23 protein-coding genes and 1 pseudogene are annotated in these 22,265 nt (G+C 40.0%); 16 read left to right on the top strand and 8 right to left on the bottom strand.

Features of this window, described 5'->3' with window-relative positions; all coding sequences use genetic code 11:
* Positions 1 to 19 precede the first annotated feature (19 nt).
* The 3 genes from mnmG to IPM95_10900 all read right to left on the bottom strand — a co-directional run bounded on the left by mnmG (position 20) and on the right by IPM95_10900 (position 4,554).
* Positions 20 to 1,882, bottom strand: coding sequence for a tRNA uridine-5-carboxymethylaminomethyl(34) synthesis enzyme MnmG (gene mnmG / locus IPM95_10910; protein MBK9329790.1), 1,863 nt, complete (start codon positions 1,880 to 1,882; stop codon positions 20 to 22).
* A 372-nt stretch (positions 1,883 to 2,254) separates the two neighbouring features.
* Positions 2,255 to 3,289 (bottom strand): PorP/SprF family type IX secretion system membrane protein, encoded by a 1,035-nt coding sequence (locus IPM95_10905; protein MBK9329789.1) that lies wholly within the window; start codon positions 3,287 to 3,289, stop codon positions 2,255 to 2,257.
* The gene (locus IPM95_10900; GenBank protein ID MBK9329788.1) at positions 3,286 to 4,554 is read right to left on the bottom strand and encodes a hypothetical protein; all 1,269 of its coding nucleotides are present in this window, start codon (positions 4,552 to 4,554) and stop codon (positions 3,286 to 3,288) included. Before IPM95_10900 ends, IPM95_10905 begins: the two co-directional genes overlap by 4 nt.
* Before the next feature lie 103 nt (positions 4,555 to 4,657).
* On the opposite strand from IPM95_10900, the gene IPM95_10895 reads away from it, so the two are divergent.
* Complete coding sequence (locus IPM95_10895) at positions 4,658 to 5,404, top strand: segregation/condensation protein A (GenBank protein MBK9329787.1); 747 nt, start codon at positions 4,658 to 4,660, stop codon at positions 5,402 to 5,404.
* A gap of 44 nt (positions 5,405 to 5,448) precedes the next feature.
* A complete protein-coding gene (locus IPM95_10890) occupies positions 5,449 to 5,976 on the top strand; it encodes a hypothetical protein (GenBank protein MBK9329786.1) in 528 nt (175 codons plus the stop codon).
* Positions 5,977 to 5,988: 12 nt separating this feature from the next.
* Here the strand turns inward: IPM95_10890 and IPM95_10885 are convergent, their stop codons facing one another.
* Together IPM95_10885 and IPM95_10880 are read right to left on the bottom strand one after the other, a co-directional pair.
* Entirely contained in the window at positions 5,989 to 6,234 is a 246-nt protein-coding gene (locus IPM95_10885) for a hypothetical protein (GenBank protein ID MBK9329785.1), read from the bottom strand.
* Between the two features lie 15 nt (positions 6,235 to 6,249).
* Positions 6,250 to 6,795: a sigma-70 family RNA polymerase sigma factor gene (locus tag IPM95_10880; GenBank protein ID MBK9329784.1), complete on the bottom strand. Its 546-nt coding sequence runs from the start codon at positions 6,793 to 6,795 to the stop codon at positions 6,250 to 6,252.
* 84 nt (positions 6,796 to 6,879) lie between these two features.
* Here IPM95_10880 and IPM95_10875 point away from each other — a divergent pair, with 84 nt between their 5' ends.
* From IPM95_10875 to IPM95_10820, 12 genes are all read left to right on the top strand, one after another.
* The gene (locus IPM95_10875) at positions 6,880 to 8,106 is read left to right on the top strand and encodes an O-antigen ligase family protein (protein ID MBK9329783.1); all 1,227 of its coding nucleotides are present in this window, start codon (positions 6,880 to 6,882) and stop codon (positions 8,104 to 8,106) included.
* Complete coding sequence (locus tag IPM95_10870) at positions 8,097 to 9,170, top strand: glycosyltransferase family 4 protein (GenBank protein ID MBK9329782.1); 1,074 nt, start codon at positions 8,097 to 8,099, stop codon at positions 9,168 to 9,170. Before IPM95_10875 ends, IPM95_10870 begins: the two co-directional genes overlap by 10 nt.
* A gap of 2 nt (positions 9,171 to 9,172) precedes the next feature.
* Positions 9,173 to 9,742, top strand: coding sequence for a nicotinate-nucleotide adenylyltransferase (locus tag IPM95_10865; protein MBK9329781.1), 570 nt, complete (start codon positions 9,173 to 9,175; stop codon positions 9,740 to 9,742).
* A 576-nt stretch (positions 9,743 to 10,318) separates the two neighbouring features.
* Positions 10,319 to 11,338, top strand: coding sequence for a quinolinate synthase NadA (gene nadA, locus IPM95_10860; GenBank protein ID MBK9329780.1), 1,020 nt, complete (start codon positions 10,319 to 10,321; stop codon positions 11,336 to 11,338).
* A 739-nt stretch (positions 11,339 to 12,077) separates the two neighbouring features.
* Positions 12,078 to 12,683, top strand: coding sequence for a hypothetical protein (locus IPM95_10855; GenBank protein MBK9329779.1), 606 nt, complete (start codon positions 12,078 to 12,080; stop codon positions 12,681 to 12,683).
* Positions 12,684 to 13,293: 610 nt separating this feature from the next.
* Complete coding sequence (locus tag IPM95_10850; GenBank protein MBK9329778.1) at positions 13,294 to 14,295, top strand: IS30 family transposase; 1,002 nt, start codon at positions 13,294 to 13,296, stop codon at positions 14,293 to 14,295.
* A 25-nt stretch (positions 14,296 to 14,320) separates the two neighbouring features.
* The gene (locus tag IPM95_10845) at positions 14,321 to 14,845 is read left to right on the top strand and encodes a hypothetical protein (GenBank protein MBK9329777.1); all 525 of its coding nucleotides are present in this window, start codon (positions 14,321 to 14,323) and stop codon (positions 14,843 to 14,845) included.
* Positions 14,842 to 15,420, top strand: coding sequence for a hypothetical protein (locus IPM95_10840; protein MBK9329776.1), 579 nt, complete (start codon positions 14,842 to 14,844; stop codon positions 15,418 to 15,420). The genes IPM95_10845 and IPM95_10840 overlap by 4 nt, the downstream gene beginning before the upstream one ends.
* A gap of 425 nt (positions 15,421 to 15,845) precedes the next feature.
* On the top strand, positions 15,846 to 16,283 hold the full coding sequence (locus IPM95_10835) for a VOC family protein (GenBank protein ID MBK9329775.1): 438 nt from the start codon (positions 15,846 to 15,848) through the stop codon (positions 16,281 to 16,283).
* 478 nt (positions 16,284 to 16,761) lie between these two features.
* A complete protein-coding gene (locus tag IPM95_10830; protein ID MBK9329774.1) occupies positions 16,762 to 17,130 on the top strand; it encodes a hypothetical protein in 369 nt (122 codons plus the stop codon).
* A gap of 53 nt (positions 17,131 to 17,183) precedes the next feature.
* Positions 17,184 to 17,768: a DUF1211 domain-containing protein gene (locus IPM95_10825; protein MBK9329773.1), complete on the top strand. Its 585-nt coding sequence runs from the start codon at positions 17,184 to 17,186 to the stop codon at positions 17,766 to 17,768.
* A gap of 48 nt (positions 17,769 to 17,816) precedes the next feature.
* Entirely contained in the window at positions 17,817 to 18,476 is a 660-nt protein-coding gene (locus tag IPM95_10820; protein ID MBK9329772.1) for an alpha/beta hydrolase, read from the top strand.
* An 84-nt stretch (positions 18,477 to 18,560) separates the two neighbouring features.
* Here the strand turns inward: IPM95_10820 and IPM95_10815 are convergent, their stop codons facing one another.
* Genes IPM95_10815 through IPM95_10805 form a run of 3 tightly spaced genes read right to left on the bottom strand, consistent with a single transcriptional unit; the run spans position 18,561 to position 19,313 of the window.
* A complete protein-coding gene (locus IPM95_10815) occupies positions 18,561 to 18,806 on the bottom strand; it encodes an AI-2E family transporter (protein MBK9329771.1) in 246 nt (81 codons plus the stop codon).
* A 39-nt stretch (positions 18,807 to 18,845) separates the two neighbouring features.
* Positions 18,846 to 19,028, bottom strand: coding sequence for a hypothetical protein (locus tag IPM95_10810; GenBank protein MBK9329770.1), 183 nt, complete (start codon positions 19,026 to 19,028; stop codon positions 18,846 to 18,848).
* 18 nt (positions 19,029 to 19,046) lie between these two features.
* Positions 19,047 to 19,313 (bottom strand): hypothetical protein, encoded by a 267-nt coding sequence (locus IPM95_10805; GenBank protein MBK9329769.1) that lies wholly within the window; start codon positions 19,311 to 19,313, stop codon positions 19,047 to 19,049.
* Between the two features lie 443 nt (positions 19,314 to 19,756).
* On the opposite strand from IPM95_10805, the gene IPM95_10800 reads away from it, so the two are divergent.
* Positions 19,757 to 19,960 (top strand): hypothetical protein, encoded by a 204-nt coding sequence (locus tag IPM95_10800; GenBank protein MBK9329768.1) that lies wholly within the window; start codon positions 19,757 to 19,759, stop codon positions 19,958 to 19,960.
* Between the two features lie 95 nt (positions 19,961 to 20,055).
* Positions 20,056 to 21,624 (top strand): annotated as a pseudogene (locus tag IPM95_10795) (SulP family inorganic anion transporter).
* Positions 21,625 to 22,265: the final 641 nt, after the last annotated feature.

The raw sequence follows: 22,265 nt of genomic DNA, 5'->3' as shown, positions 1-22,265 counted from the left end.
TAACATTATTGTGTAAATACTACCTTCCAAGATAGACCATTAAAACGGATATATCGGATGGATTTACGCCTGAAATCCTGCTTGCCTGACCGAGTGTTTCGGGTTTTATCTTGCTTAATTTCTGACGGGCTTCCATACTTAACGATGGCAGGCTCATATAATCAAAGTCTTGCTTAAGGCGTACATTTTCAATTTTATCCATCTTTTGCACCTGTTCCTGTTCTTTAGCAATATATCCGTCATACTTAACAGATATCTCCGCCTGTTCTACAAATTCTCTTTCAAAATGTTCCAAATGGGATTGCACGGCAGGTACATTTCTTATTAAGTCCATCAATCCTATCTGCGGCCGGGTGATGATCTTTTCCAACCTCATTTTCTGGCCGATTGGGCTGGTTTCCCTGGATTCCAAATAAGCATTAATATCGCCCGGCTCTATACTGAATTCCCTCAAAAAACGAATGATTTCATCCGTTGCCTTTCTTTTCTCAAAAACCCGGTCGAGCCGCTCCTGCTCTGCAAAACCCATTTTATAGGATAGTTCCGTCAGGCGCAAATCGGCATTATCCTGGCGTAAAAGGATACGAAATTCCGCCCTGGAAGTAAACATTCGGTAGGGTTCTTCAGTACCCTTATTGACCAAATCATCAATCAAAACGCCAATATATGCTTCGCTGCGTTTCAACACAACCGGTTCTAAATCATTAACTGCCCTGTGGGCATTTATTCCGGCCATCATTCCCTGACTGGCCGCTTCTTCATAGCCGGTAGTTCCATTGATTTGCCCTGCAAAAAACAGGTTTTTCACCAGCTTTGTTTCCAAAGACAGGGATAGCTGTGTCGGCGGGAAATAGTCATATTCTATGGCATATCCCGGACGGAACATTTTGACCTTCTCAAATCCCGGTATTTGGGTCAGTGCCTTATATTGAACATCTTCCGGCAAAGAAGTAGAAAAGCCGTTTACATAGATTTCCACGGTATTCCAGCCTTCCGGCTCCACAAAAATCTGATGCCTGTCCTTATCGGCAAAACGGTTGATTTTATCCTCTATAGAAGGGCAATAGCGTGGTCCCAGGCCTTTAATTCTGCCCTGAAACATCGGCGACTGCTCAAAACCTGTCTTCAGTATTTCATGAACCGTATCGTTGGTATAGGTAATCCAGCAGCAACGTTGTTCCTTTGGTTTTTCTATATTCCTATAGGAAAACCCTACAATATCTTCATCTCCGTTCTGTACCTCCATTTTAGAGTAATCCAAACTCCGTCCGTCCACCCGGGGTGGTGTACCTGTCTTCATCCGACCGCTTTCAAACCCCAATGAAACCAATTGTTCTGTAAGCCCAGTGGAGGCCTTTTCCCCGGCCCGGCCTCCACCAAACTGCTTTTCTCCAATATGGATAATTCCATTTAAGAAGGTTCCATTGGTTAAAACAACCGCTTTGGATCGTATTTCCATACCCATTCCCGTTTTAATACCGCACACACTTCCATTTTCAACCAACAGTTCGCCCACCATATCCTGCCAGAAATCGATATTCGGGGTGTTTTCAAGCATTTCACGCCACACCAAATGAAACTGCATGCGGTCGCTTTGCGCCCTTGGACTCCACATGGCTGGGCCCTTGGACAGGTTAAGCATCCTGAACTGAATCATGGTTCTGTCAGTAACAATACCCGAATAACCACCCATGGCATCTATTTCCCGGACAATCTGCCCCTTGGCGACGCCACCCATAGCCGGATTACAGGACATCTGGGCGATGGTTTGCATATTCATGGTTGCCAGTAATACCCTGCTGCCCATTTTAGCCGCAGCAACCGCTGCTTCACAACCGGCATGGCCCGCCCCAACAACAATAACATCATAGGCTGAAAACATAGCGCAAAGATATAGAAAAGATATAGATTAGAAGCGAGTGGCGGGAAATGAGATTTTATTGGGTCTTGAAATTCCACAAATTAATTCACATGTTTATAAGGTGGCTGTGGATTAGCGTGAATAAGTTTCACGTGAAACTACATACTTACCGCTCGATTGAAGCCAAATGAACAGATAATCCACATCCAAAATGGTACGCCAAGTATACAAATCCTATTACTATCCACAAAATTATTCACGTTGTGGATGAATGGTTGTTTTTGAGTATATAATGGAATTGCTGTGTTAATAACACGAATGAAGGTTTTGTTTCACGTGAAACAAAAAAGGGGAAGAATGATATTCTTCCCCTTTTATTGATAGATTGACCGGTTAAAACTTAGGACACAGTAATGGTGAATATGATTTCTTTTTGTCAAGTGGTTTTCCGGTATAAATGATGGATGCCTCAAAGGCACCAAAGGTCTTAACGGCCTGACTAAGTGTCCTTTTGATGGTTGCATCATAGCTTAAACCAATTTGTACACCGGAGAATGAAACTCCGGCTAAAGCGATAAGCGCTCCGTTACCATCATACCAAAGCCCGGCGGATACAGCCGTTTTATAAGGTTCTGATTTTCCGGACAAATTGAAGGAGAACGAAGATCCCGCAATCCACTGTTGTGCTTTTGCTTGATACATATACATACCATTGGGAGAAATTAATACAACCCGTTTAACATCTATTATCAGGCCGGCGTGGGCATTAAACCGGTAGTCTCTTTCATTGTCAGAATTAAAAAAGGTGTCTTTTGGTTTTAATACATTAAACATCGATGCACCCGCATAAGCTCCAATTGTCTTGGTAAACTGAGACGACCAGAATAATCCAACATTAATATTGGGTTTAAAAAACCTGTTTGTTGCAAAATTTTCGCGATTATTTATGGATAAATCAAATCCCGTTCCTGTAAACTGAGTGGAAAAAGCCAGATTACCTAAGTCCACAGAACGCTGCAGGAAGCCCACCTGAAAACCAGCACTTAGATAGTGGTTCTTATTTTTACCCAGACTCTTATGGTACGCCACAGAAAACATCAGTGTGTTGGATCGGATGGAAGACTGACGGTCATTCGTAAATAACACACCTACGCCCAAAATATCATCATTAAGCTTGTCTCTCAGCAAACCAAAATCTGCTGAAGCACTTAAGGTGTGGTACGGAGACGGCGTTTGCAAGGGAAGATACTGCATTCTGTAGTTGGCCACAGCCCGGTATAAGGAATTGATCTTGCCGGTAAGTGACGGATTTAAATTCAACGGTGAATTATAGAATTGTGAAAACTTATAATCCTGTGCATTTGTAATTATAGCAGAAAGAAATAATATTAAAATAAATAATACCCTGAAATGTAAAGTGTTCCTCATTCCCTAAGTTTTGTGTGTTGATTGAAAAAACAAAATAAACCCCTATACTTTTCCATGCACAATAAGTCATTGTGGAAAAGTGTAACTAATTTAGCATTATTTTTCATAAGTAGTTGCAACAGCTGGTTAATTTTTTGCTGAATTTCTTCATTTTTTTCTGTGCGGTAATATTCAAAAGTAGCATCCATCCAGCAGGTGCTGTGTAACATCAGTTGGGTGGCTTCATTTTTTAGCAAATCAAAAAAGAAAAAAGACCTGCTGTAACCCGCACGAAAACCAACCGTGTCCGGATATAGCAAAGAAAAATCGTGGCGTATGTTAACTTTACTAATCGCCCTGAAATAATCAGGGAAACATATCCTCAGGAAATGTTGCCTGGAATACAAAACCGGCTCTCCGATAATAGATTCAAGCAATGCTTTTTCCAAACCAATGCTTTCAATTTCCAAAGAACGGTAGGACGGATGAATGCCCGTTACATACCCCATATCACGCATAAATCTGATTCTTTGTTGCAAACTGCGTGATGACGGTGAGACCCTGGAATCATTGGCATTTTCGTCACTTAAGAGAAAAAAGAAAAAGGGCTGCAATGTATTCTTACTGCATTCTTCCAAAATAAAATCATATGTATCAAAAGGATCTTTTCGCAGCTGCAGTAGTGTTTTAAAAGCATCCATTTTTAAAATATCAGGCGGGTGTTTTATCCAGTTTCTTCCTAAAAACCGAAAGGCATTGTCTATGTCAAAAGTAGGCATGTATTCAAAAGAATATTGCCGGAAATTTAATGCAGGTTGTAACGCCGCCAGTTCTTTTCTTAAGAATTCCAGCCAGATGTCTATAACAGGAGAGAAATCAAATTCTTTCTTTGCCAAAATGGAATTGGAAGAAAGGTATCTGCCATGTATATCCCGTTCGTGCGGCAGGTATTCTTCATACCTGGAGAGCAGATAAAAGATACAGGAAAAGATATCAAAGCGGCAATCGTATGTATCCGTCGTTTGAAAGAAAACGGGAAAACCGTTTTCACGTGAAACAAAAATTTTTTGAGGGTGAATATCCCCTTCCAGCAGGAGTGAATCCTGGTAGACGGAATACCAGCCATTCCTGTTCCGGTTGGTATAACTGAGATAAAGATTTTCAGGTAGATGGTCGGCATCGGCGTTTTCCGTCAATTCATAAGCAATACCCAAATGCTCTTTAAATACAAAATCCAGCACATACCGTATTCTGTTGGTAACTTTGGGTGTGTAGATAACTATCATGAATCACTCAGGTATAAAAAGCTAAATTAGCCTGGTAAATGTTAATGGTTTACAATATAATCAGTTTGCCTGTTTTATCGTAAAAACCGCCACCAAAAAATACATGAGCGCTCCCTTTCTCATACACCTGCCCCAGTTTGAAGGTCCTTTTGATCTGCTCCTGTTTTTTATTGAGCGCGACGAATTGAGCATTCACGATATTCCCATTCATAAAATTACCAATGAGTTCCTGAATTACATACAGCACATGGAGCGGCTAAACATCGAAGTGGCCAGTGAGTTTATTCTGGTGGCGGCAACCCTGATGCGCATCAAGGCTAAAATGCTGCTGCCGAGAAAAGAACTGGATGAGGAGGGTAATGAGATTGACCCGCGTCAGGAGTTGGTTCAACAGCTGCTGGAATATAAACGTATCAAGGAAGCGGTGGAGGCACTGAAAGATTTGGAAAGCAACCGATCTTTGCGCTACTCCCGCGGAAACCAGAAAAAAGAAGTGGATCAGTTGATAAAACTGCTGGCAGAAGATGCCGAACTGGAAAGCATCACCCTGTTTAAACTCCTTAAGGCTTATCAGCGCACGATGGATAAATATAAGAATAAGACGGAAAAAGTCGTTCATACCGTCGCACCGTATAAATATTCTATCGAATCGGAGAAAGAAAAACTCACCTCGCTTATCCAGCATAAAACAAAAGCCTCTTTCCGTGAAGTGTTTACCGCCTGTGAAAGCAAAATTCACGCGGTCTTTATTTTCCTGAGTATGCTGGAACTTATACAACAGCACATTGTTTCCATTATTTTGGGAGAAGGCAAAAACAATTTTTGGCTCACTACTGACGTTATAGACTAATATCCATCTTTTAAGATATGCCGTTTAAGCAACATCCTGTTGTCATGCTTATTTTTTTTTCAGGATTTTTTTTGTCAAAAAATTCCTGTGCGCAACAGTATGTAGGTGCCGTAGGTATCAGGTTTAGCTATGGTTTTGGCATCACCGGAAAATATATCTTCAATCAGCAAAAAGGTCATGGTCTTGAATTTTTACTGCGTTACGGATACCACGGATTAATTATCAACAAACCCGGTGGGCATATCCAGGCATTATACGAAAAGCACTGGGAATTCGGCAAAAATGGAAACTGGGCGGTCTATGTGGGTGGTGGTCCGGGTTTTGGATTTGGAAAAGGAAACTCCCTTTCTAAAAACACCTATTTTGCGTTTTGCGTATCACCTATCGTCGGCATCGATTTCACCACCCGGCAGTTAAGGGTACCCATGGTGCTGGCTTTTGATTACAAACCGGCTTTTCACACCGATGTATTGATAAGCAAGGGCAGCCAAAAGCCGCAAACTGATTTTTCCTATTATGAGATTGCTTTTTCCGTGCGGTTTGCCATCAATGGAAAAAAGAGAAGATATTGAGGGCTTATTTTTTTACAAACCCCTTATTTTAGCCCTGAGTGAATCTTTCAGGTTGTCCCCGCAGCACATTCTGACCACTTTCTGAGAAACATTTTTCTTGTAAGCGGCATGGTTGTTATAATATTGAGTGCAAACCGGACATTTATTGATTTCTTCCATCAGCCGGTTTTCAGAATGCCTGTCTAATTCACCATCTAATAACAGCGCAATATCCGTTACCAGTTCATTGCAGTTGTGTGGTGGTCGTATATGATTCATCTGTTGTCAGGTTTATTATTTATATCCCATTTTTTCTGCATATTCCTTCAAACTCTCTTTCAGCATATTGCGCGCCCTGTGCAGCCTGGAACGAACCGTTCCGATAGGTATGTCTATAATTTTCGCTATTTCTTCATACGTAAATCCTTCTATGTCACACAACAGAATGACCGTTTTAAAATCCACCGGAAGCCTGTTCAGCGCCTCCGTGATTTCATCTCCCATCATTCCATCAAAAATATCTTCCCGCAGGTCAAATGCCACGCCACCCTTCTCTTCGTCCGCATCCTGATAGGCAATGATATCTTCGTAATCTACCTTATTGGGTTGTTTCGCTTTTTTACGGTATTCGTTAATAAAAGCATTCTTCAGTATTTTAAACAACCAGGCTTTCGCATTAGTTCCCTTTTGGTATAAATTAATGAAGCGGAAAGCCTTCATCAGTGTGTCCTGCACCAGATCATTGGCATCTTCTTCATTATACGTAAGGTGATAGGCAAAATTGTACAATGCATCCGCATGAGGCAATAATTCATCCTCAAATAACCGTTCATTCTCCATGGTGGGTTCTGTTGACACGCTGGGGGCAAAGGTAGCAATATTTTAAAACTATAACTGTAAATTTGTACGGAAGCTCCTCATCTATTGGAAAAACGCTCATCGATATATACTACACTTGCAGACTATTTGGTGGAATATGGATTATATGCGGTAATACTGGGTCTGTTTCTTTCCAATGCACTGAAAAGCATCGGAATCGTTACAATCTGCTTCAGTATCCTGTTTCATAAAAATTCAATTCGCCATCTGAAAAAGTTACTGGATAACCGCTTGTATTTAGCATCTGTAAGTTTAGCGTCTGTTTATATCCTGTCTGTTTTCAACAGCACGGATTATTACACCTACTGGCAGCTGACAAACATCAAATGGCTGTACTTTTTCTTTCCGGTGGCCATCGCAAATTATTCCGTTCCTAAATCAAGCATCCGTAATCTGATGATAGTGGGCATCTGTTGTGTATTGTTTCAATCCGCGCACAGTTTGTACTATTTGTTCTCCTATGATACCGAATCCCTGAAAAATATATATGCAACGGGAAACATTATCAATACCTTTAAAATTCATCATGTACAGCTATCCATCTTATACAGCATCCTTATTTTTGTACTGTATACTTTTGTTACAAAAAAAGAATTAGACAGACGCATCAGAATAGCAGCAGGATTCTTCTGTGTATTATTTTTTTTCATCGTACACCTGTATGCGGTTCGCAGTGGTATTGTACTAACCTATCTTTTTTTAACGGGTTACACTATTTTCGTTTTCAAAAAAACGAGCCGTACTACCGGTTTTGTCTTGTCCGGTTTTATCGTATTGGGGGTACTGTTGTTTTTATCCTTATCAACCGTTCAAAACAGAATAGGTTATCTGAAATACGATCTGGAACAATATTCCAGTAAAAATAAAGACGCCATTCAATATACGGACAGCAGAAGATTAATCTCCATCAACGTAGGTATGGAAATCATATTGCAGCATAAATTCTTTGGCTGTGGCCTGGGTGATATTAATAAAGCAAGTGCAGAAATCTACAAAAAAATCTATCCCGGCCTGGATAAAAAATACTATTATCTGCCGCACAGCCAGTACATCTTTTTTGGTGCCTGTTTTGGTGTATTTCTGGGGTTAATCGTTTGCCTGTTGTTCGTTTATCCTTCCTTCTATTTCTTTCAGGAAAAAAAGTACGTCTTCTTTATTATCAGTTTCGGGCTGATGCTGTTTGCCTTATGGGATGCCTGGTTCGGCACGCTATTCGGAAACTGCCTCTACTTATTACTCATCGGATTCGGACTTAAAAACAAATGGGCTTAAACGTTTTACACATCAACAGTCATACTACCTGGCGCGGCGGAGAGCAACAGGTAGATTCTATCTTTAATGGATTTTATAAAAACATCCAAACCTTTCTTTTTTGTCCGGAAAATTCAGTTTTAGCGGAACGAAATGAACAGTTCAAAGAGCGAGTTTTCACCTATAAAAAGCACTTCGGGCTGGATGTACCGGCTGCCTTCCGGTTAAAAAAAATAAGTAAAGAAAAATCGATTGATTTGATTCACCTGCACGATTCCCATGCCATCAATACGTATTTGGCAGCGGTATTTTTTGGTTTGAAAACACCTTGTGTAATTCACCGGCGCGTCAGCTATCCGGTAACTTCCGTATGGAAATACAATCATAAAAACATACTGAAAATTATCTGTATCAGCCAGGAAGTAAAGAAAAAGATGCTAAAGGTGGTGCCTGAAAACAAACTGACAGTGATTTATTCCGGAATTGATCTTAAAAAATACAGAAAAATAAAATCTGACGATAGTAATAGCACAAACGGCTTAAGAAAAGAGTTGGCCATTACGCCTGAAAAAAAAGTAGTGGGTATCGTAACTTCTATAGAGCAGGAAAAAAATGTAGAAGAATTTGCAGAAATAGGCCGGCAACTGGCACAACATCGAAAAGAGGTGGAATGTGTGGTTATTGGAGGTGGTTCACAATTAAAAACAATCAGTCAGCAATACCCTTTTATCCATTTTACTGGATTCAAAAATACGGTTCCGGAACTGCTTCAGGATATGGATATTTTTCTGTTTACCTCTCACTCGGAAGGATTGGGAACTGCCGTTTTAGAAGCTATGGCTGCCGAAGTGACGGTGGTTTGCCGTAATTTTCCGGTTGCGCTTGAAATCATTCAGGATAATAACTCCGGGTATATCTATAGTACAGTAGAAGATGCTGTTCAGAAAGTAAACATTCTATTAGATGATTCGGAAAAAAGGCTGGAATTTTCCGCAGCGGCACTGCAGATGGTACAACAATTTGACGTAACTTTAATGAATCAACAGATAGAAAATTTGTATTCATCTTTCCATCTTAAACAGTAACTGTGGCGGCAATTGGTCTTCTTTTCGGTTCTTTCAATCCGGTTCATCACGGACACCTGCTCCTGGCTACCTATATCCGGGAGGCTGCTCAGCTGGATGAAATATGGTTCGTGGTATCTCCTCAAAATCCGTTTAAAAAAAACAGCGATTTAGCCGATGAAAACCACCGACTGGAAATGGTAAAATTAGCGGTGCAACATACAAGCTATTTTAAGGTAGCTGATATCGAGTTTAGTTTACCCAAACCGTCCTATACCTGTACTACCTTAAAAGAGCTGAACCGGCAATATCCGGCCCACAAGTTTCATGTTATCATAGGAGGTGATAATACAGCCAAATTTCAGGAATGGAAAGAATCCGGCTGGATACAGAAAAACTACACCATAATTATATATAACAGAGGTATACCTGATTCCGCAGCAGCTATTCAAAATTCAAAATTCTACTCACTACCATTGTTGGATATTTCCGCCACTGAAATCAGGCAAAGGATAAAAAATAAAAAGTCCATCAGGTATTTTATCCCGGAAAACGTGGAACAATATATAGCGTTTCACAAGCTTTACCGGTAAGCGACAAGTTATACACATAAATGTTAGCTTCAATTCAAAACCCCTGATTTTATTAGGCTGGTTGTACACCATAAAATATGTTCAAAATTTGTAAAATATGTGAATCAATGTGTATAGAATATTCTTTCCACAACTTTTAAAATCACTGTAAAATATTCTCCGCGGGCAATAGCAGTTATAAAAATTTTAAACACAGTAAATACGAATTAATACACCGGACGGGTACGGAAAAAGTATACACAACAACCTATGGATAAAGTAGTGAACAAGTGTTTGTAAAGAAGATGGGATAAGGAACAGGAAATTATGAAATACCTAATAAAAGCGGATATATTACAGTTATAGGTCTTAAAATAAAAGTATGTGGATAATAGGTGGATAAATAATAGTGCTAATAAATCTTACTACTTACTACTTATTACTTACTACTTTTTTATCAACGAATTCACACCGGTAATTTATAATAGTAAAAAAATATTTTAAATAGATTATTAATATTATTATACTCAACAGACAGAAGTTTTAATTTTTAGTTTTTTCGAAAAATCAAATTACCTTTAAACTTCAATTTACACCATGGCAGAAGTATCCGATTTAAAAGAAAAAATTTCCCGGCTGGCGCAGGTCGGCTATCTCGATATCCACATCGATCCGACGCTCGATTTGTTTGCCGAAATAGACAGCCTGAAAAAGCAAAAAAACGCCGTTTTACTGGCGCATTACTACCAGGAAGCCGATATTCAGGATATCGCGGATTATATAGGCGACAGCCTGCAGTTGGCGCAGAAAGCTGCCGCCACCACGGCAGATATCATCTTGTTTGCCGGAGTGCATTTTATGGCAGAAACCGCCAAAATACTGAACCCCACAAAAAAAGTCATCCTGCCCGACCTGAAAGCCGGATGTTCGCTGGCAGACAGCTGCCCTCCGGAGGATTTCGCTGTATTTAAAAAAAAATTCCCCGGCTACGCCGTCGTTTCGTACATCAACTGCTCTGCTGAAATCAAGGCACTGAGTGATTATATCTGCACCAGCTCCAATGCCGAGCATATCATCAATGCCATTCCCTATGACCGCGGCATTATCTTCGCGCCCGACAAAAACCTGGGCGCCTACCTGTCCAAAAAACTGAACCGGGAAATGGTGCTGTGGGACGGTTCCTGCATGGTGCACGAGATCTTTTCGCTGGAGAAAATTACACGGCTGAAAGAGAAACACCCGGAGGCTAAATTCATCGCCCATCCGGAGTGTGAAGCCGCCGTGCTGGAACTGGCGGATTACATCGGTTCCACCACGGGCCTGCTGAAATTCACCCAGGCCGACGATGCGCAGGAATACATCGTGGCCACCGAAACCGGCATCCTGCACAAGATGCAGCAGGCCTCGCCGCACAAAACCTTCATTCCCGCGCCGCCCAACAACGGCTGTGCCTGCAACGACTGCCCGCACATGAAGCTGAATACACTGGAGAAAATCTACCTGTGCCTGAAATACGAACTGCCCGAACTGCTGATGGATGAAGCGTTGCGCATACAGGCAAAAATTCCGATTGACCGCATGCTGGAAATCAGTGAAAAGGCGGGATTAAAGGGGTAAGAAACTTATCTATCCAGCCGTTTATATTTTGATTTTTAACCCCTATATTTGAAATAGGTACAGGAAAAATAATCGATATAACTAAGTTGGCTTCAAGCGTAAAGGACGACACCACATTGTACGGAAACAAATGCTATTTCCAAAGAAAACGTAAACCATTTTGACAGGTGAATACGGATATAAGGACGATACCACATTAGGACAGCGAGTAAGCCTACACTCATTGCCTACCCTTCTGTGTTTTATTTTTTTTCCACTGCACAAAATATCTTGAAATTCGCCAGCCCGCATTGCCACCGCACCAAAGACCGGGTTTCATATCGAAATCAATGTTTATTTTGCGTAATTTAACCGACTAAAAATTGTAAATATTTAAATTAAAGTGAATCAAGACCCGGAATAAATAACAAGAGATAATTTTGACAAGCAACGAATTGCTTGCGTCTGGGTTATACAGGACAAAGACAAAATAACCTGAAAGCAGCTCTTGGTGTCTTTCTTCGCTATTATTTGACACGGTCACTTTAACCGGATAAGAGTGGTCAACTTCACTGGATTTTACACGTATTGACAGTTTGGTGTTTCAACCCGGCCACCTTCGGGTGCTGCAATCCGTTATAGCTATTTTGGAAGGGTCACCTGAAGAAGTTTGTAAATAGCGGTAAATAACAAAGATAAATTCCTTATGACCAAAATTCTCAACATTTGAATGATTGAAAAATATATTGTAATTTAAAAAATGAAAATTAAGCTTTTTCTTATATTTTTTGTCACTTTGGTGTTTATTATAAAAACTTTTTCACAAAGTGATGAATCCGTGATTTTCACTTTTACCGAATCAGGGAAAGTAACTCAAAGCAATGGTAAATATAGTGTTTGGAAAAACGATAAAAGAATTTTCAAAAACTTAAAATATGTTGAATACCTGGTTTCTTTTATTCAGGTATTGGATAAAAGAGATAGAATATTCTATATAGATAAAGATTTTAAAAAGAAGAAAGAAGCAAAATTTTCCTACGGAGTTTGTGGCACTGTGCCGGAGTATGTTTATGAAATTGTAGAAAACAAAACGAATTATTCTGTCGTGTTTTATACCGGCTACGATAACAAAAAACCACATCTTGTTGAAACTGACACGATTGATAAATCAGGAATTACTGCTATTAATTTCAGCAATGGAAATAGCTATATCCGGTATGATGGAAATCACAGTGTGGGAAAAATTTTCCCGGTTTATCCACATGCAATTATTATCACCAAAGGAAGCCAACAGGGTATTTTTTACGATAATAAATTAGAGATGTTTGATTCGGTTAAATTTATTGATGATTTATATTTGGTTTAAAAGAAAGGACTTTACGGATATTATGGAATTACAAAAGAAATGAAATATAAAAAATTATATCCTTTTGAATACGGGCTTGCTCGTTTTGAACTTCCTAATAAAAGAACAGGTTATATTAATAAAGATGGTTACGAATTTTATGAAAATTAAAAAGCAGATACGTATTGAATTCGGCTTTCAGTATTTATGAAAAGTATGATTATACCCAATAACATATTAGAATCCAGGAAAAAAGTATGGATTGCTTTAGCTGAATTTTATCTGGATAATGCTTTAACAAGTGTCGATTATCAAAGATTAGAAACTACTTTCAAGTCGTCAAAATTGGATTTAAAAGAAATTAAAGATATTGATTTATATGAAGTGCGTCCCTCACTATATCCAAATCTTTTTAGTCCGGCCGGAATCTGGAGCCAGTTTGATGAACAGTGGTTAATAAATAAATGCGAGTCTAATTTTAAGAAGAAGAACAGGCTCACTCATATATTAAGATGCAGAATTTTAAGTATCTTTATTAAAAATCCTAAGTTCAAGTAATAAATGCAATTAAAAGTTTCAAACATAGTGGGCTTTCACCCACTATATTTGAAGTGCTTAAACTTAATTGCAAATGAATCGTACATTTAAACAACTCACCGCAGAGCAAAGGTATCAAATAGCTACCTTATTGTCAAAACAATTCAATCAGAAGCAGATTGCCGAATACATTGGTAAGAGTACGTCATGTGTCAGCAGGGAGATTGCCAGAAATAAGATGTATTCCGGCAGATATGATGCTAAGAATGCACATCAGTACGCTGTGTTCAGGCATCAGATCAAGCAAAAGCATAAATACTTTACGGACTCCGTACAATTGCTGGTAGCCCATCTTTTACAACAAGAGCTATCACCGGAGCAAATCAGCTGCCGTCTAATGCTAGAAGGTTGTACCAAAGTCAGCCATGAAACTATTTATCAATATGTTTGGAAGGACAAAAAACAGGGTGGAGTACTATATCAATACCTGGCTAGAAAGCAAAGATGCAGAAGGAAACGTGGTAATAAGTCAGATTACAGAGGACAGATACCTAACAAAGTCAGTATCGAACAGCGTCCAATGCAGGCTAATAACAGAGAACGGTTTGGAGATTTTGAAGTAGATACCATTATCGGAGCGAATCATAAGGGTGCTATATTGACAATGGTAGACAGAAAAACATTGTATACCAAAATGGTCTTATTAGATGGAAAACACGCAAGTCAGGTGGCTCGTCAAACCATAAAAACCCTATACAATTTTCGACCTTATTTGCACACCATCACTTCTGACAATGGTAAGGAATTTGCCAGACATGAAGATATAGCCCAACAGCTCGGTGTTCAATACTTCTTTACACATCCATATTCCAGTTACGAATGTGGAACGGTGGAAAATACCAACGGTCTTATTCGCAGATATATTCCTAAAAAATCGTCTTTTGAATACCTGACGCAAGAAAAATTAAATGAAATAGAAAATAAACTCAACAACAGACCTAGAAAAAAACTCAGCTTTTATACCCCAAATGAGATAGCAAATGCTATTTTTACTAACGATAAACCTATTTTAAACAAAATTGCATTTATTACTTGAATTCAGCATTATAAAAAATAAAACTATGAGATACAGTATATATTTAAGCGTAGCTATTATTATAGTGTTTGCTTGTTTATCCTGCAATTCTAATGCTTCCGAAAAAAAAGAAAGCGTAAAAATGAATACTGAAGTTACAGATGTTAAACAATCAATCATTAGCGGGAAGTGGAAAATAACAAAATATGTTTTTTCTGAATTCTCGGCAATGGATGACAAAACAGCCGGTGAGTGGTTAAAAAAAACAGTATCATTTTCAAAAGATGCAATTATCCCATTTAAAGAAATTCCTTCCTATAAAGAAATTTTTCCTAACGATACAGTTTGCAAAAACTTTGAAATATTGAGAGATACAGTATTCCCTGCTAAAGAATTTTTTATCCAATATAATTCGGATGTGATGAAATTAGGGATAACAAGTGAAAAAATCCGGTGCTTGTCAACCAATAGCCCCGAAACGCCTGTAGAAGAAATTTTTGTTTTAGATGATACCCATGTGATTATAAGATGGGATGGTGTCTTTTTCTATTTAGAAAAAGAAATTAAATGAAGAAAATCATTTGGGTTCTGATTTTTTTAAATGCAGCATTGATACTTAATGCTCAACCTTTATCAACCAAAACAGGGATAGACGATTCATTGCTGATTCAAAAAGCAAAAGAAATTTTGAAATATTGTAAAGCAAAGCAGTACTACAAATTAGCTAAATACATTCACCCAACAGATGGTGCCCGCTTTTCACCTCTGGCACATGTTGTAGCAGAAAGTGATCAGATTTTGTTCGCTAAAGATTTTAGGAAACCTAACAGAAAAACATATTTTTGGGGTTACCGGGATAACTCCGAAGATTCAATAATATTATCAATACCAGACTTTTTTGATGAAATTATATTCACAGATAAAGCCCTCTTTCACAATCAAATAGAATATAATAATTTTTATGCGGACAATGATATTTCCAATAACATGGATGTTTATTACAAAAATGATGATTTTCTGGGTTTCTATTATCCAGGCGGAAAAGAACCTGATAATTTGGACTGGAAAATAGTGCGTCTTGTATTCAGAAAATATAAAACAACACATTATCTTGTAGGTATTATGTGTGAAATTTTACTAAGATAGTTCTGACGTGTGAAAATTGTTGGCAGTTATAATTTTGTAAACCTGTAGCGGGATTTAATAACTAAAACGGTAAACATATTTTAGGACGGATCAAATTTTGCCCCTGACATTTGAAAAGTGTATCATTTTGAATTAACATAATTGTACACAACTTGTAATTGAAATACATATTACATAGATTAATTATCAACACATTATAAAATAATGCCAGCAGCCAACACAGGTTTTCAATTGGTGCAGGTGGCGACATTGATTTAGAAATTCATGTAGAAAAGCTTATTGATATTTTTAGAAAATAAAGCTGACACAATTGGACCCTTAAATAAAAAAAGGAAGAATGATCACTGCAAATATGCATACCGTTTTTCGACACCCTTCACTCAGATAGCAGGAATAAGAAAGAAAAAAACTGAAAACTAAAAAATATGGCACTGATTCATCCTCACATTAACTTCAATGGAAATGCCGAAGAAGCGTTTACGTTTTACAAATCAGTATTCGGCGGAGAGTTTGCAAAAATTATGCGTCTTAAAGACCTCTCAGGCCCTGAATTCCCCGTAGCGGAAAATGATGCCAACAAAATTCTGCACATTGCCCTACCTGTTGGCAAGAACATTTTAATGGGCAATGACGTTCCGGAAAGCATGGGACCGGTCAATGAGAATGAAAACCGATCTAAAATTGCTATTAGCGCAGAAAGCCGTACAGAAGCCGACAGGTTATTTTACGGACTTTCAGCAGGCGGAAGTATTGAAGTGCCGATTGCTGACAGTCCCTGGGGTTCCTATTTCGGGATGTTCAGAGATAAATTCGGTATTGAGTGGATGGTGGATTTTGACCCAACCTATAGCGGAAACGTATAAGCAAAAAACAATGCACCTATACAATTAAGTTTACTGCTAAACAGAAGCAAGATTTCTCGCTCGTGTCTCACTCGAAAGGACGGCGATGTTCATAGAATAAGCAGTCTGCACTTTTATTGCACACTGTCCTTTCTACCAACAAGAAAGAGCCTGCTGCAACCAGGCTTATTTCTAAAAAGGAGGAAGATTTCTCGCTTCACTCGCAATGACGATGATGACAATAAAAAAAAGAGCAGCGGTCGCTGCTCTTTGGGTTCTTAGGTTTCCGGACGTTTAGGGTAGGGTTTCTATGTTTCCGGACCTTAGTTTGGTTTTTTTGGTTTCTTTTCTAAGGGTTGGTTTTTTATGTTTCCAGCTTCAGCTGTTTGATGATGTAAAGATGCAGCAAAACCCGACGGAAATAAAAGATGATTTTACACCAAACGTGACATGCTTATTTTCCGATTTTTAAAAAGATGAAATCCGTATCTTTTCAGCCATGATTAAAGGGATAAGCATCACCATCATTGCGGATGGCATAAAAAATGAAGAGGATAGCCGATTGTTCGCAGATACACTATTGAAAGCACTGCCCAATGAAACGCAGTACACCGCTGCCCAAAGATATGCCAAATTTACGGATACGTATAAACTGGAATTCACGGTACCCACAAGTGCCCATACCACCCGGCAGGAGCAGTTGTACCGGCTGCACCTGCTGGCAGACCGTATGGCTGCGCCCTGGCTGGTGTATTTTGACGGAGCGGGAAACAATACCGAACTGATTTTTAACCGCGATGAACACACCCGTGCCGCACTGCCCGAATTTTCTTCCATTCGCTGGGCACTCCTGCAATGGATTTATTGAGTATTTTTGAAAAGAAATTGTGTAACAACAGTTGTCTGTTTATAAAATCAACCATGACCAAATCCCGTTTAGAAGCGTTCAGTGATGGTGTCATCGCCATCATCATTACCATTATGGTCCTGGAATTAAAGATTCCGCACGAGGCCACGCTGCCTGCCCTTTGGGAATTGGCGCCGGTCTTTATCAGTTATGTGCTGAGTTTTGTGTATGTGGGCATTTATTGGGGCAATCACCACCATTTGCTGCACACGGCGCATCGTGTAAACAGTAAACTCATCTGGTCCAATATGTGTCTTTTGTTTTTTCTTTCCCTGATTCCGTTCACCACGGGCTGGATGGGAGAGAATCATTTCGCCCGGATTCCGGTAGCCACCTATGCCGTCAATTTATTATGCTGCGCCATTGCCTTTTTCATTCTTCAGGCTGCCATCGCATCTGATTTGAAGCAGCGCACCCGACTGACAGAAGCCCTGAAGACACAGGAAAAGAAAGGCATCCTCTCACTTGTCATTTATGCCGTTTCCATCCCCTGTGCATTGTTCTTTCCGTTGGTTTCAGCGCTGTTATTTGCACTCACCGCTATCATGTGGTTGGTTCCGGATAAAAATATTGAACGCGCACTGAGAGATCCTGACTGAGCAGGGGGGTATCAGAAAAAACTCCTTCTTTTTCCTTATTTTAGAGCTGTGACAGCAACAAAACGTATTTTATCGGCGGTATCGCCTCGGATGAGCGCATCTTCAAATACCAGATGGCGGTGGTGGAAAACCCCGTTTATCTACCATTCCCGGAACACCATACCCATGATACGATGGAAACCTATGCAGAAATTTATTCCGCTGATGGACACCACGAAACCGTTTAACATCGTTGGAAATTCGATGGGGGGTATCATGACGATGGAACTGATACGCCATGTGCAGCCCGAGAAGGTGGTGTTGATTTCTTCCGTGAAAAGCCGGAGCGAAATGCCGTTACTGCTGAAGCAGATGAAATTCACCAATATGCATAAACTGCTTCCCGGACAGGGTTTCATCCATTCGATTCAATTCGGGAGCATGTTCAAACGGGAGGTGCTGAAAAAACCCGGACTGCGCCATCTGGCCGTCAGTATGGCAAAAAATAACTCCCCCAAATTCTTGTACTGGTGTGTGGATGCGATTGTAAAATGGAACGGCAGGGAAGATTACAGAAAAGATATTATCCATATTCACGGAACGAAGGATGAGATGTTTCCATTCAGGAATATTAAAAACGCCATTCCGGTGGAGGGCGGCTCCCATTCCATGCTCCTGATACAGCATGATATGGTCAATAAGATTTTACAGGAACAGCTGAGTCGTTAAGCATAAACGCGTAATGTAAAACTGGAAAAATCCGGGATTATGCACTGTTGTTTTCGGAAGAAAACTCTATGATATAAATTCGAATCAGCAGCAGTAAGGATGAAACGAGCAGGGCCCGAAAATCAGCCCGATAAATCCAAAAAGCTTCAATCCGGTAATGACACCGAATAATGTAATCAGAGGATGAATATTGGCATAGGCCTTGAGAAAGACCAGCCTCAGCAGGTTATCAATATTTAATACCACCAATGCACAGTAGACGGCGAGTCCCAGCGAATCACCCGCATTTCCATGGATATATAAAAATACCGCCAGGGGAATCCAGATCAAGCCGGAGCCGACAAAAGGTATAACCGGAACAAACAGCGGTTACAAACCCCACAACATCGGATCCTTGGTGCCGAAAATGGTATAACCGATATAGGCGCAAAAACCCTGGGCAATGGCGATTACCGGTATGCCGATGGCATAGGATACCACGATGTTTTTTGTTTCTGCAGTAATCAGTTTTTGTTTTCCGGCATTCAAAGGAATGTATTTTAACAGGATCATTTCTAATTTTTGCATTGATCAGCAGAAAAACAGCAGGAAGTACACGGTGGAAATATTCATGAATGCATTGAAAGCTGAATTGAGAAAATCGAGGAAGATTGAAGATACCAATGCCGGAATATTGCCCAATGATTCTTTGGAAAGTATTGTAACGCCGATGGAGGCCGAAACACGTTCTATGATTGCCTTTACGCCGGCAAACAAATCACCGGCATTCTCTGAAAAATTGTGCACCTTCGGTAATACAAAATAGGTGGCAAGGCCAAAGGGTATCAATAAAATCACAGCATCCAGAAATATTAGCAGGGTGGTTGCAAGATACTTATTCCATTTTTCTGATAGATCAGAATGAAGAAAGGTTTTCTGTTTAAAATATATAGGGTTACTGCACCCAAAATTCCGGGCACCAGAAACTGAAGCTGTAAAAAATAAGCAGCCCGAGCGCCACTAAAAAAAGAATGCAATTTGCCGGAACCGTTCGTTAAAAGTCTGCATGATGATCTTCCTATTTTAAATAAATAAGGGATAAAGTTTTCAGTAGCAAGATAAGCTAAAAAAAAATGTTTTTTTGTTGAACTATTTACATCTAAATAATGTTAAATGCTTGTCTATATCTGTTTTTGAGGGTATAATTGCGCCGTGAAAATGCTGTTCACCTATATGATTTTATTTGCCATGACATTCATGGTGACCAATCCATTGTATTTTTACAGTCCGAGCCCAGCAGTATGGCAGAAATGGCGGAAGAGGAACATCAGCAAAAAGATACCGCTAAAGAGACTAAAATTTTCCCTTACATTTCAGCAGATATAAAAAACAGGGCAATCGGCATTTTTAATGCCCTGCAAAAAAACAGACTTGCCCAATATCAGCATCTTCCAATAGATGAAGATCACTCCATGGCTGTCTATTTTCCGCCCGATGCGGCATAATCATTATTTCTTCCAATGGTTTTCCTTATAGAAGACCGTTAACTGGTCAGGGAAAAGCCTGATGATAATCATACACACACAGTAAACATCTTATTATGCAAAAATATTTCCGAACATGGAAGCAGGACCTTCCTGCCGGTATAGTCGTTTTCTGGTGGCATTGCCGCTTTGCCTTAGTATCGCACTCGCATCCGGGTGCCTTTTTCTCCGGCATGATTGCCGGTATTGTAGGGGATTGGTTGTCGCATCCATTAGTAATTCCCAACTGAGCGTCAGTGGTCCCGCTGCGGGACTGGCGGCCATTGTGCTGGTATCAATTCAACAATTGGGTGCGTTCAATGTTTTTTTACTGGCAGTCGTATTAGCCGGTATCATGCAGGTGGTATTGGGCTTTTTTAAAAAGCCGGAACCATCAGCAATTATTTCCCATCAAACGTCATAAAGGTAGCATGCTGACGGCAATCGGAATCTTAATTATTTTGAAACAGATTCCGCATGCATTTGGCTATGATGCGGATATAGAAGGAAACCTGGATTTTATACAGGCAAACGGAGAAAATACATTCACAGCACTTCTGCACCCTTGCAGCATATCAACCTGGGCGCTACACTGATAGCGGTAACAGCCCTTGCGATCTTGATTCTTTGGGGAAAACCGTTTATTAAAACAGAGCGGGTTTTATTCCCGGTGGTTTGGTGGCTGTAATTGTCAGTATTGTCTTAAACGAACTGTTCGTAACCACGGGCTCTTCGCTTGCCATAACTGAAAAATCGCATCTGGTGAATGTGCCTATCGCCAACGGCCTGAATGAGTTTCTGGGGTTTTTCACCTTCCCTGATTTTTCGCAGATTACCAATGTAAAGGTCATCACCATTGCTGCCACGATTGCAGTAGTGGCTTCAATCGAACTACTCTTAAGCATAGAGGCGGTAGACAATATTGATCCGCATAAAGAGTCCTCAACAAACCTGGAACTGAAGGCGCAGGGAATCGGAAATATCGTTTCCGGCCTGATAGGGGCTGCCCATAACCGTTGTAATTGTCAGAGTTCTGCCAATGTGAATGCAAAGCCGAAACAAAGGTGTCGGCCATGTTTCACAGTTTCTTATTGCTGGTGTGTTGCCCTGATTCCAACATTACAATAAAATTCCACTGGCGGCACTCGCGGCCATATTGCTCACCGTAGGTTATAAGCTGACTAAAATTTCAATATACAAAGAGATGTTTCAAAATGGAAAACACCAGTGGGTTCCGTTTATAGTCACGGTACTTGTGGTGGTGTTCACCGATTTATTGAAAAGGCGAGGCGTAGGATTGGCAGTCAGTATTTTTATATATTAAAAGGCAACCTGGCAAACGCATATTTCTTCCACAAGGAAGACTACCATGCCGGTGATAAATCAGGATACAGCTAGGCGGAAAGAAGTCTCCTTCTTAAACAAGGCAAGCATCAAGCAGACGCTGGCACACTTACCTGAAAAATTCGGTTGTCACCATTGATGCGTCCAAAACAACCTATAATGATTACGATGTACTGGAATTGATAAGAAATTTCAGAGAAGTCCAGGCCAAGGAGAAAATCACGCCGATACTGATTGGCTTCAAAGAAGAATATAAAATCGAGAATGACATACATGTACAATCCATTCATGAATTAAAATAAGCTGAAAATGAAAACATACAAAGAAACCCGAGATAAACACCACGCCGAGAATGAAGCCGGAAATTTTAAAAGAGGGAAATGACCGTTTTATAAAACTATAAGGAAACCGGAATTTATTACAGCAAAACATGTATCAGACGGACAGTGGCCTTTGCCACCATACTAAGCTGTATTGACAGCAGAACACCATCTTGCCGAATTAATATTTCACCGTGGACCGCGACATTTTTCGGTACGTATTGCCGGTACACGTAAACACGGATATACTCGGCAGTATGGAGTTTGCCTGTAAAGTAGCGGGGTCAAAATTAATTGTAAACGGGGCATTCAAAATGCGGTGCGGGTAAAGGCGCGTGCGACCATGTCGAAATGGGAAGCTGACAGAGCTGTTATCTAAACTGCAACCGGCTGTTTACCAGGAAAGAGTTCAAAAAAGACAGAACATCTGCGAACTATACGTTTGTTGAAACGCAGAAATCAATGTTAAACGTTCCGTAAAAGCATCATCGAACGCAGTTTCATTTAGAGCAGTTGGTTGAGAACGGGAGATTGGCGTAGTTGGCGCCATGTATAATGTTGAAACCGGCAAAGTAGATTTTTGCGATGATGTGATGTATATACGCGATGAGCAGAATATCGAA

The organism is Sphingobacteriales bacterium, from assembly GCA_016719635.1.
Classification (GTDB): domain Bacteria; phylum Bacteroidota; class Bacteroidia; order Chitinophagales; family JADIYW01; genus JADJSS01.
The sequence above is the reverse complement of the archived record's forward strand: the minus strand, read 5'-3'. Positions and strand labels throughout refer to the sequence as shown.

What these genes read in the sequence shown, in the direction of transcription:
- IPM95_10845 (MBK9329777.1), top strand. Translation starts at nt 14,321, where the DNA reads ATGAGATACAGTATATATTTAAGCGTAGCTATTATTATAGTGTTTGCT.
- IPM95_10890 (MBK9329786.1), top strand. Translation starts at nt 5,449, where the DNA reads ATGCTTATTTTTTTTTCAGGATTTTTTTTGTCAAAAAATTCCTGTGCG.
- IPM95_10880 (MBK9329784.1), bottom strand. Translation starts at nt 6,795, where the DNA reads ATGGAGAATGAACGGTTATTTGAGGATGAATTATTGCCTCATGCGGAT.
- IPM95_10800 (MBK9329768.1), top strand. Translation starts at nt 19,757, where the DNA reads ATGGCAGAAATGGCGGAAGAGGAACATCAGCAAAAAGATACCGCTAAA.
- IPM95_10830 (MBK9329774.1), top strand. Translation starts at nt 16,762, where the DNA reads ATGATTAAAGGGATAAGCATCACCATCATTGCGGATGGCATAAAAAAT.
- IPM95_10885 (MBK9329785.1), bottom strand. Translation starts at nt 6,234, where the DNA reads ATGAATCATATACGACCACCACACAACTGCAATGAACTGGTAACGGAT.
- IPM95_10895 (MBK9329787.1), top strand. Translation starts at nt 4,658, where the DNA reads ATGAGCGCTCCCTTTCTCATACACCTGCCCCAGTTTGAAGGTCCTTTT.
- IPM95_10870 (MBK9329782.1), top strand. Translation starts at nt 8,097, where the DNA reads ATGGGCTTAAACGTTTTACACATCAACAGTCATACTACCTGGCGCGGC.
- IPM95_10900 (MBK9329788.1), bottom strand. Translation starts at nt 4,554, where the DNA reads ATGATAGTTATCTACACACCCAAAGTTACCAACAGAATACGGTATGTG.
- mnmG (MBK9329790.1), bottom strand. Translation starts at nt 1,882, where the DNA reads ATGTTTTCAGCCTATGATGTTATTGTTGTTGGGGCGGGCCATGCCGGT.
- IPM95_10905 (MBK9329789.1), bottom strand. Translation starts at nt 3,289, where the DNA reads ATGAGGAACACTTTACATTTCAGGGTATTATTTATTTTAATATTATTT.
- IPM95_10850 (MBK9329778.1), top strand. Translation starts at nt 13,294, where the DNA reads ATGAATCGTACATTTAAACAACTCACCGCAGAGCAAAGGTATCAAATA.
- IPM95_10840 (MBK9329776.1), top strand. Translation starts at nt 14,842, where the DNA reads ATGAAGAAAATCATTTGGGTTCTGATTTTTTTAAATGCAGCATTGATA.
- nadA (MBK9329780.1), top strand. Translation starts at nt 10,319, where the DNA reads ATGGCAGAAGTATCCGATTTAAAAGAAAAAATTTCCCGGCTGGCGCAG.
- IPM95_10825 (MBK9329773.1), top strand. Translation starts at nt 17,184, where the DNA reads ATGACCAAATCCCGTTTAGAAGCGTTCAGTGATGGTGTCATCGCCATC.
- IPM95_10835 (MBK9329775.1), top strand. Translation starts at nt 15,846, where the DNA reads ATGGCACTGATTCATCCTCACATTAACTTCAATGGAAATGCCGAAGAA.
- IPM95_10810 (MBK9329770.1), bottom strand. Translation starts at nt 19,028, where the DNA reads ATGATCCTGTTAAAATACATTCCTTTGAATGCCGGAAAACAAAAACTG.
- IPM95_10855 (MBK9329779.1), top strand. Translation starts at nt 12,078, where the DNA reads ATGAAAATTAAGCTTTTTCTTATATTTTTTGTCACTTTGGTGTTTATT.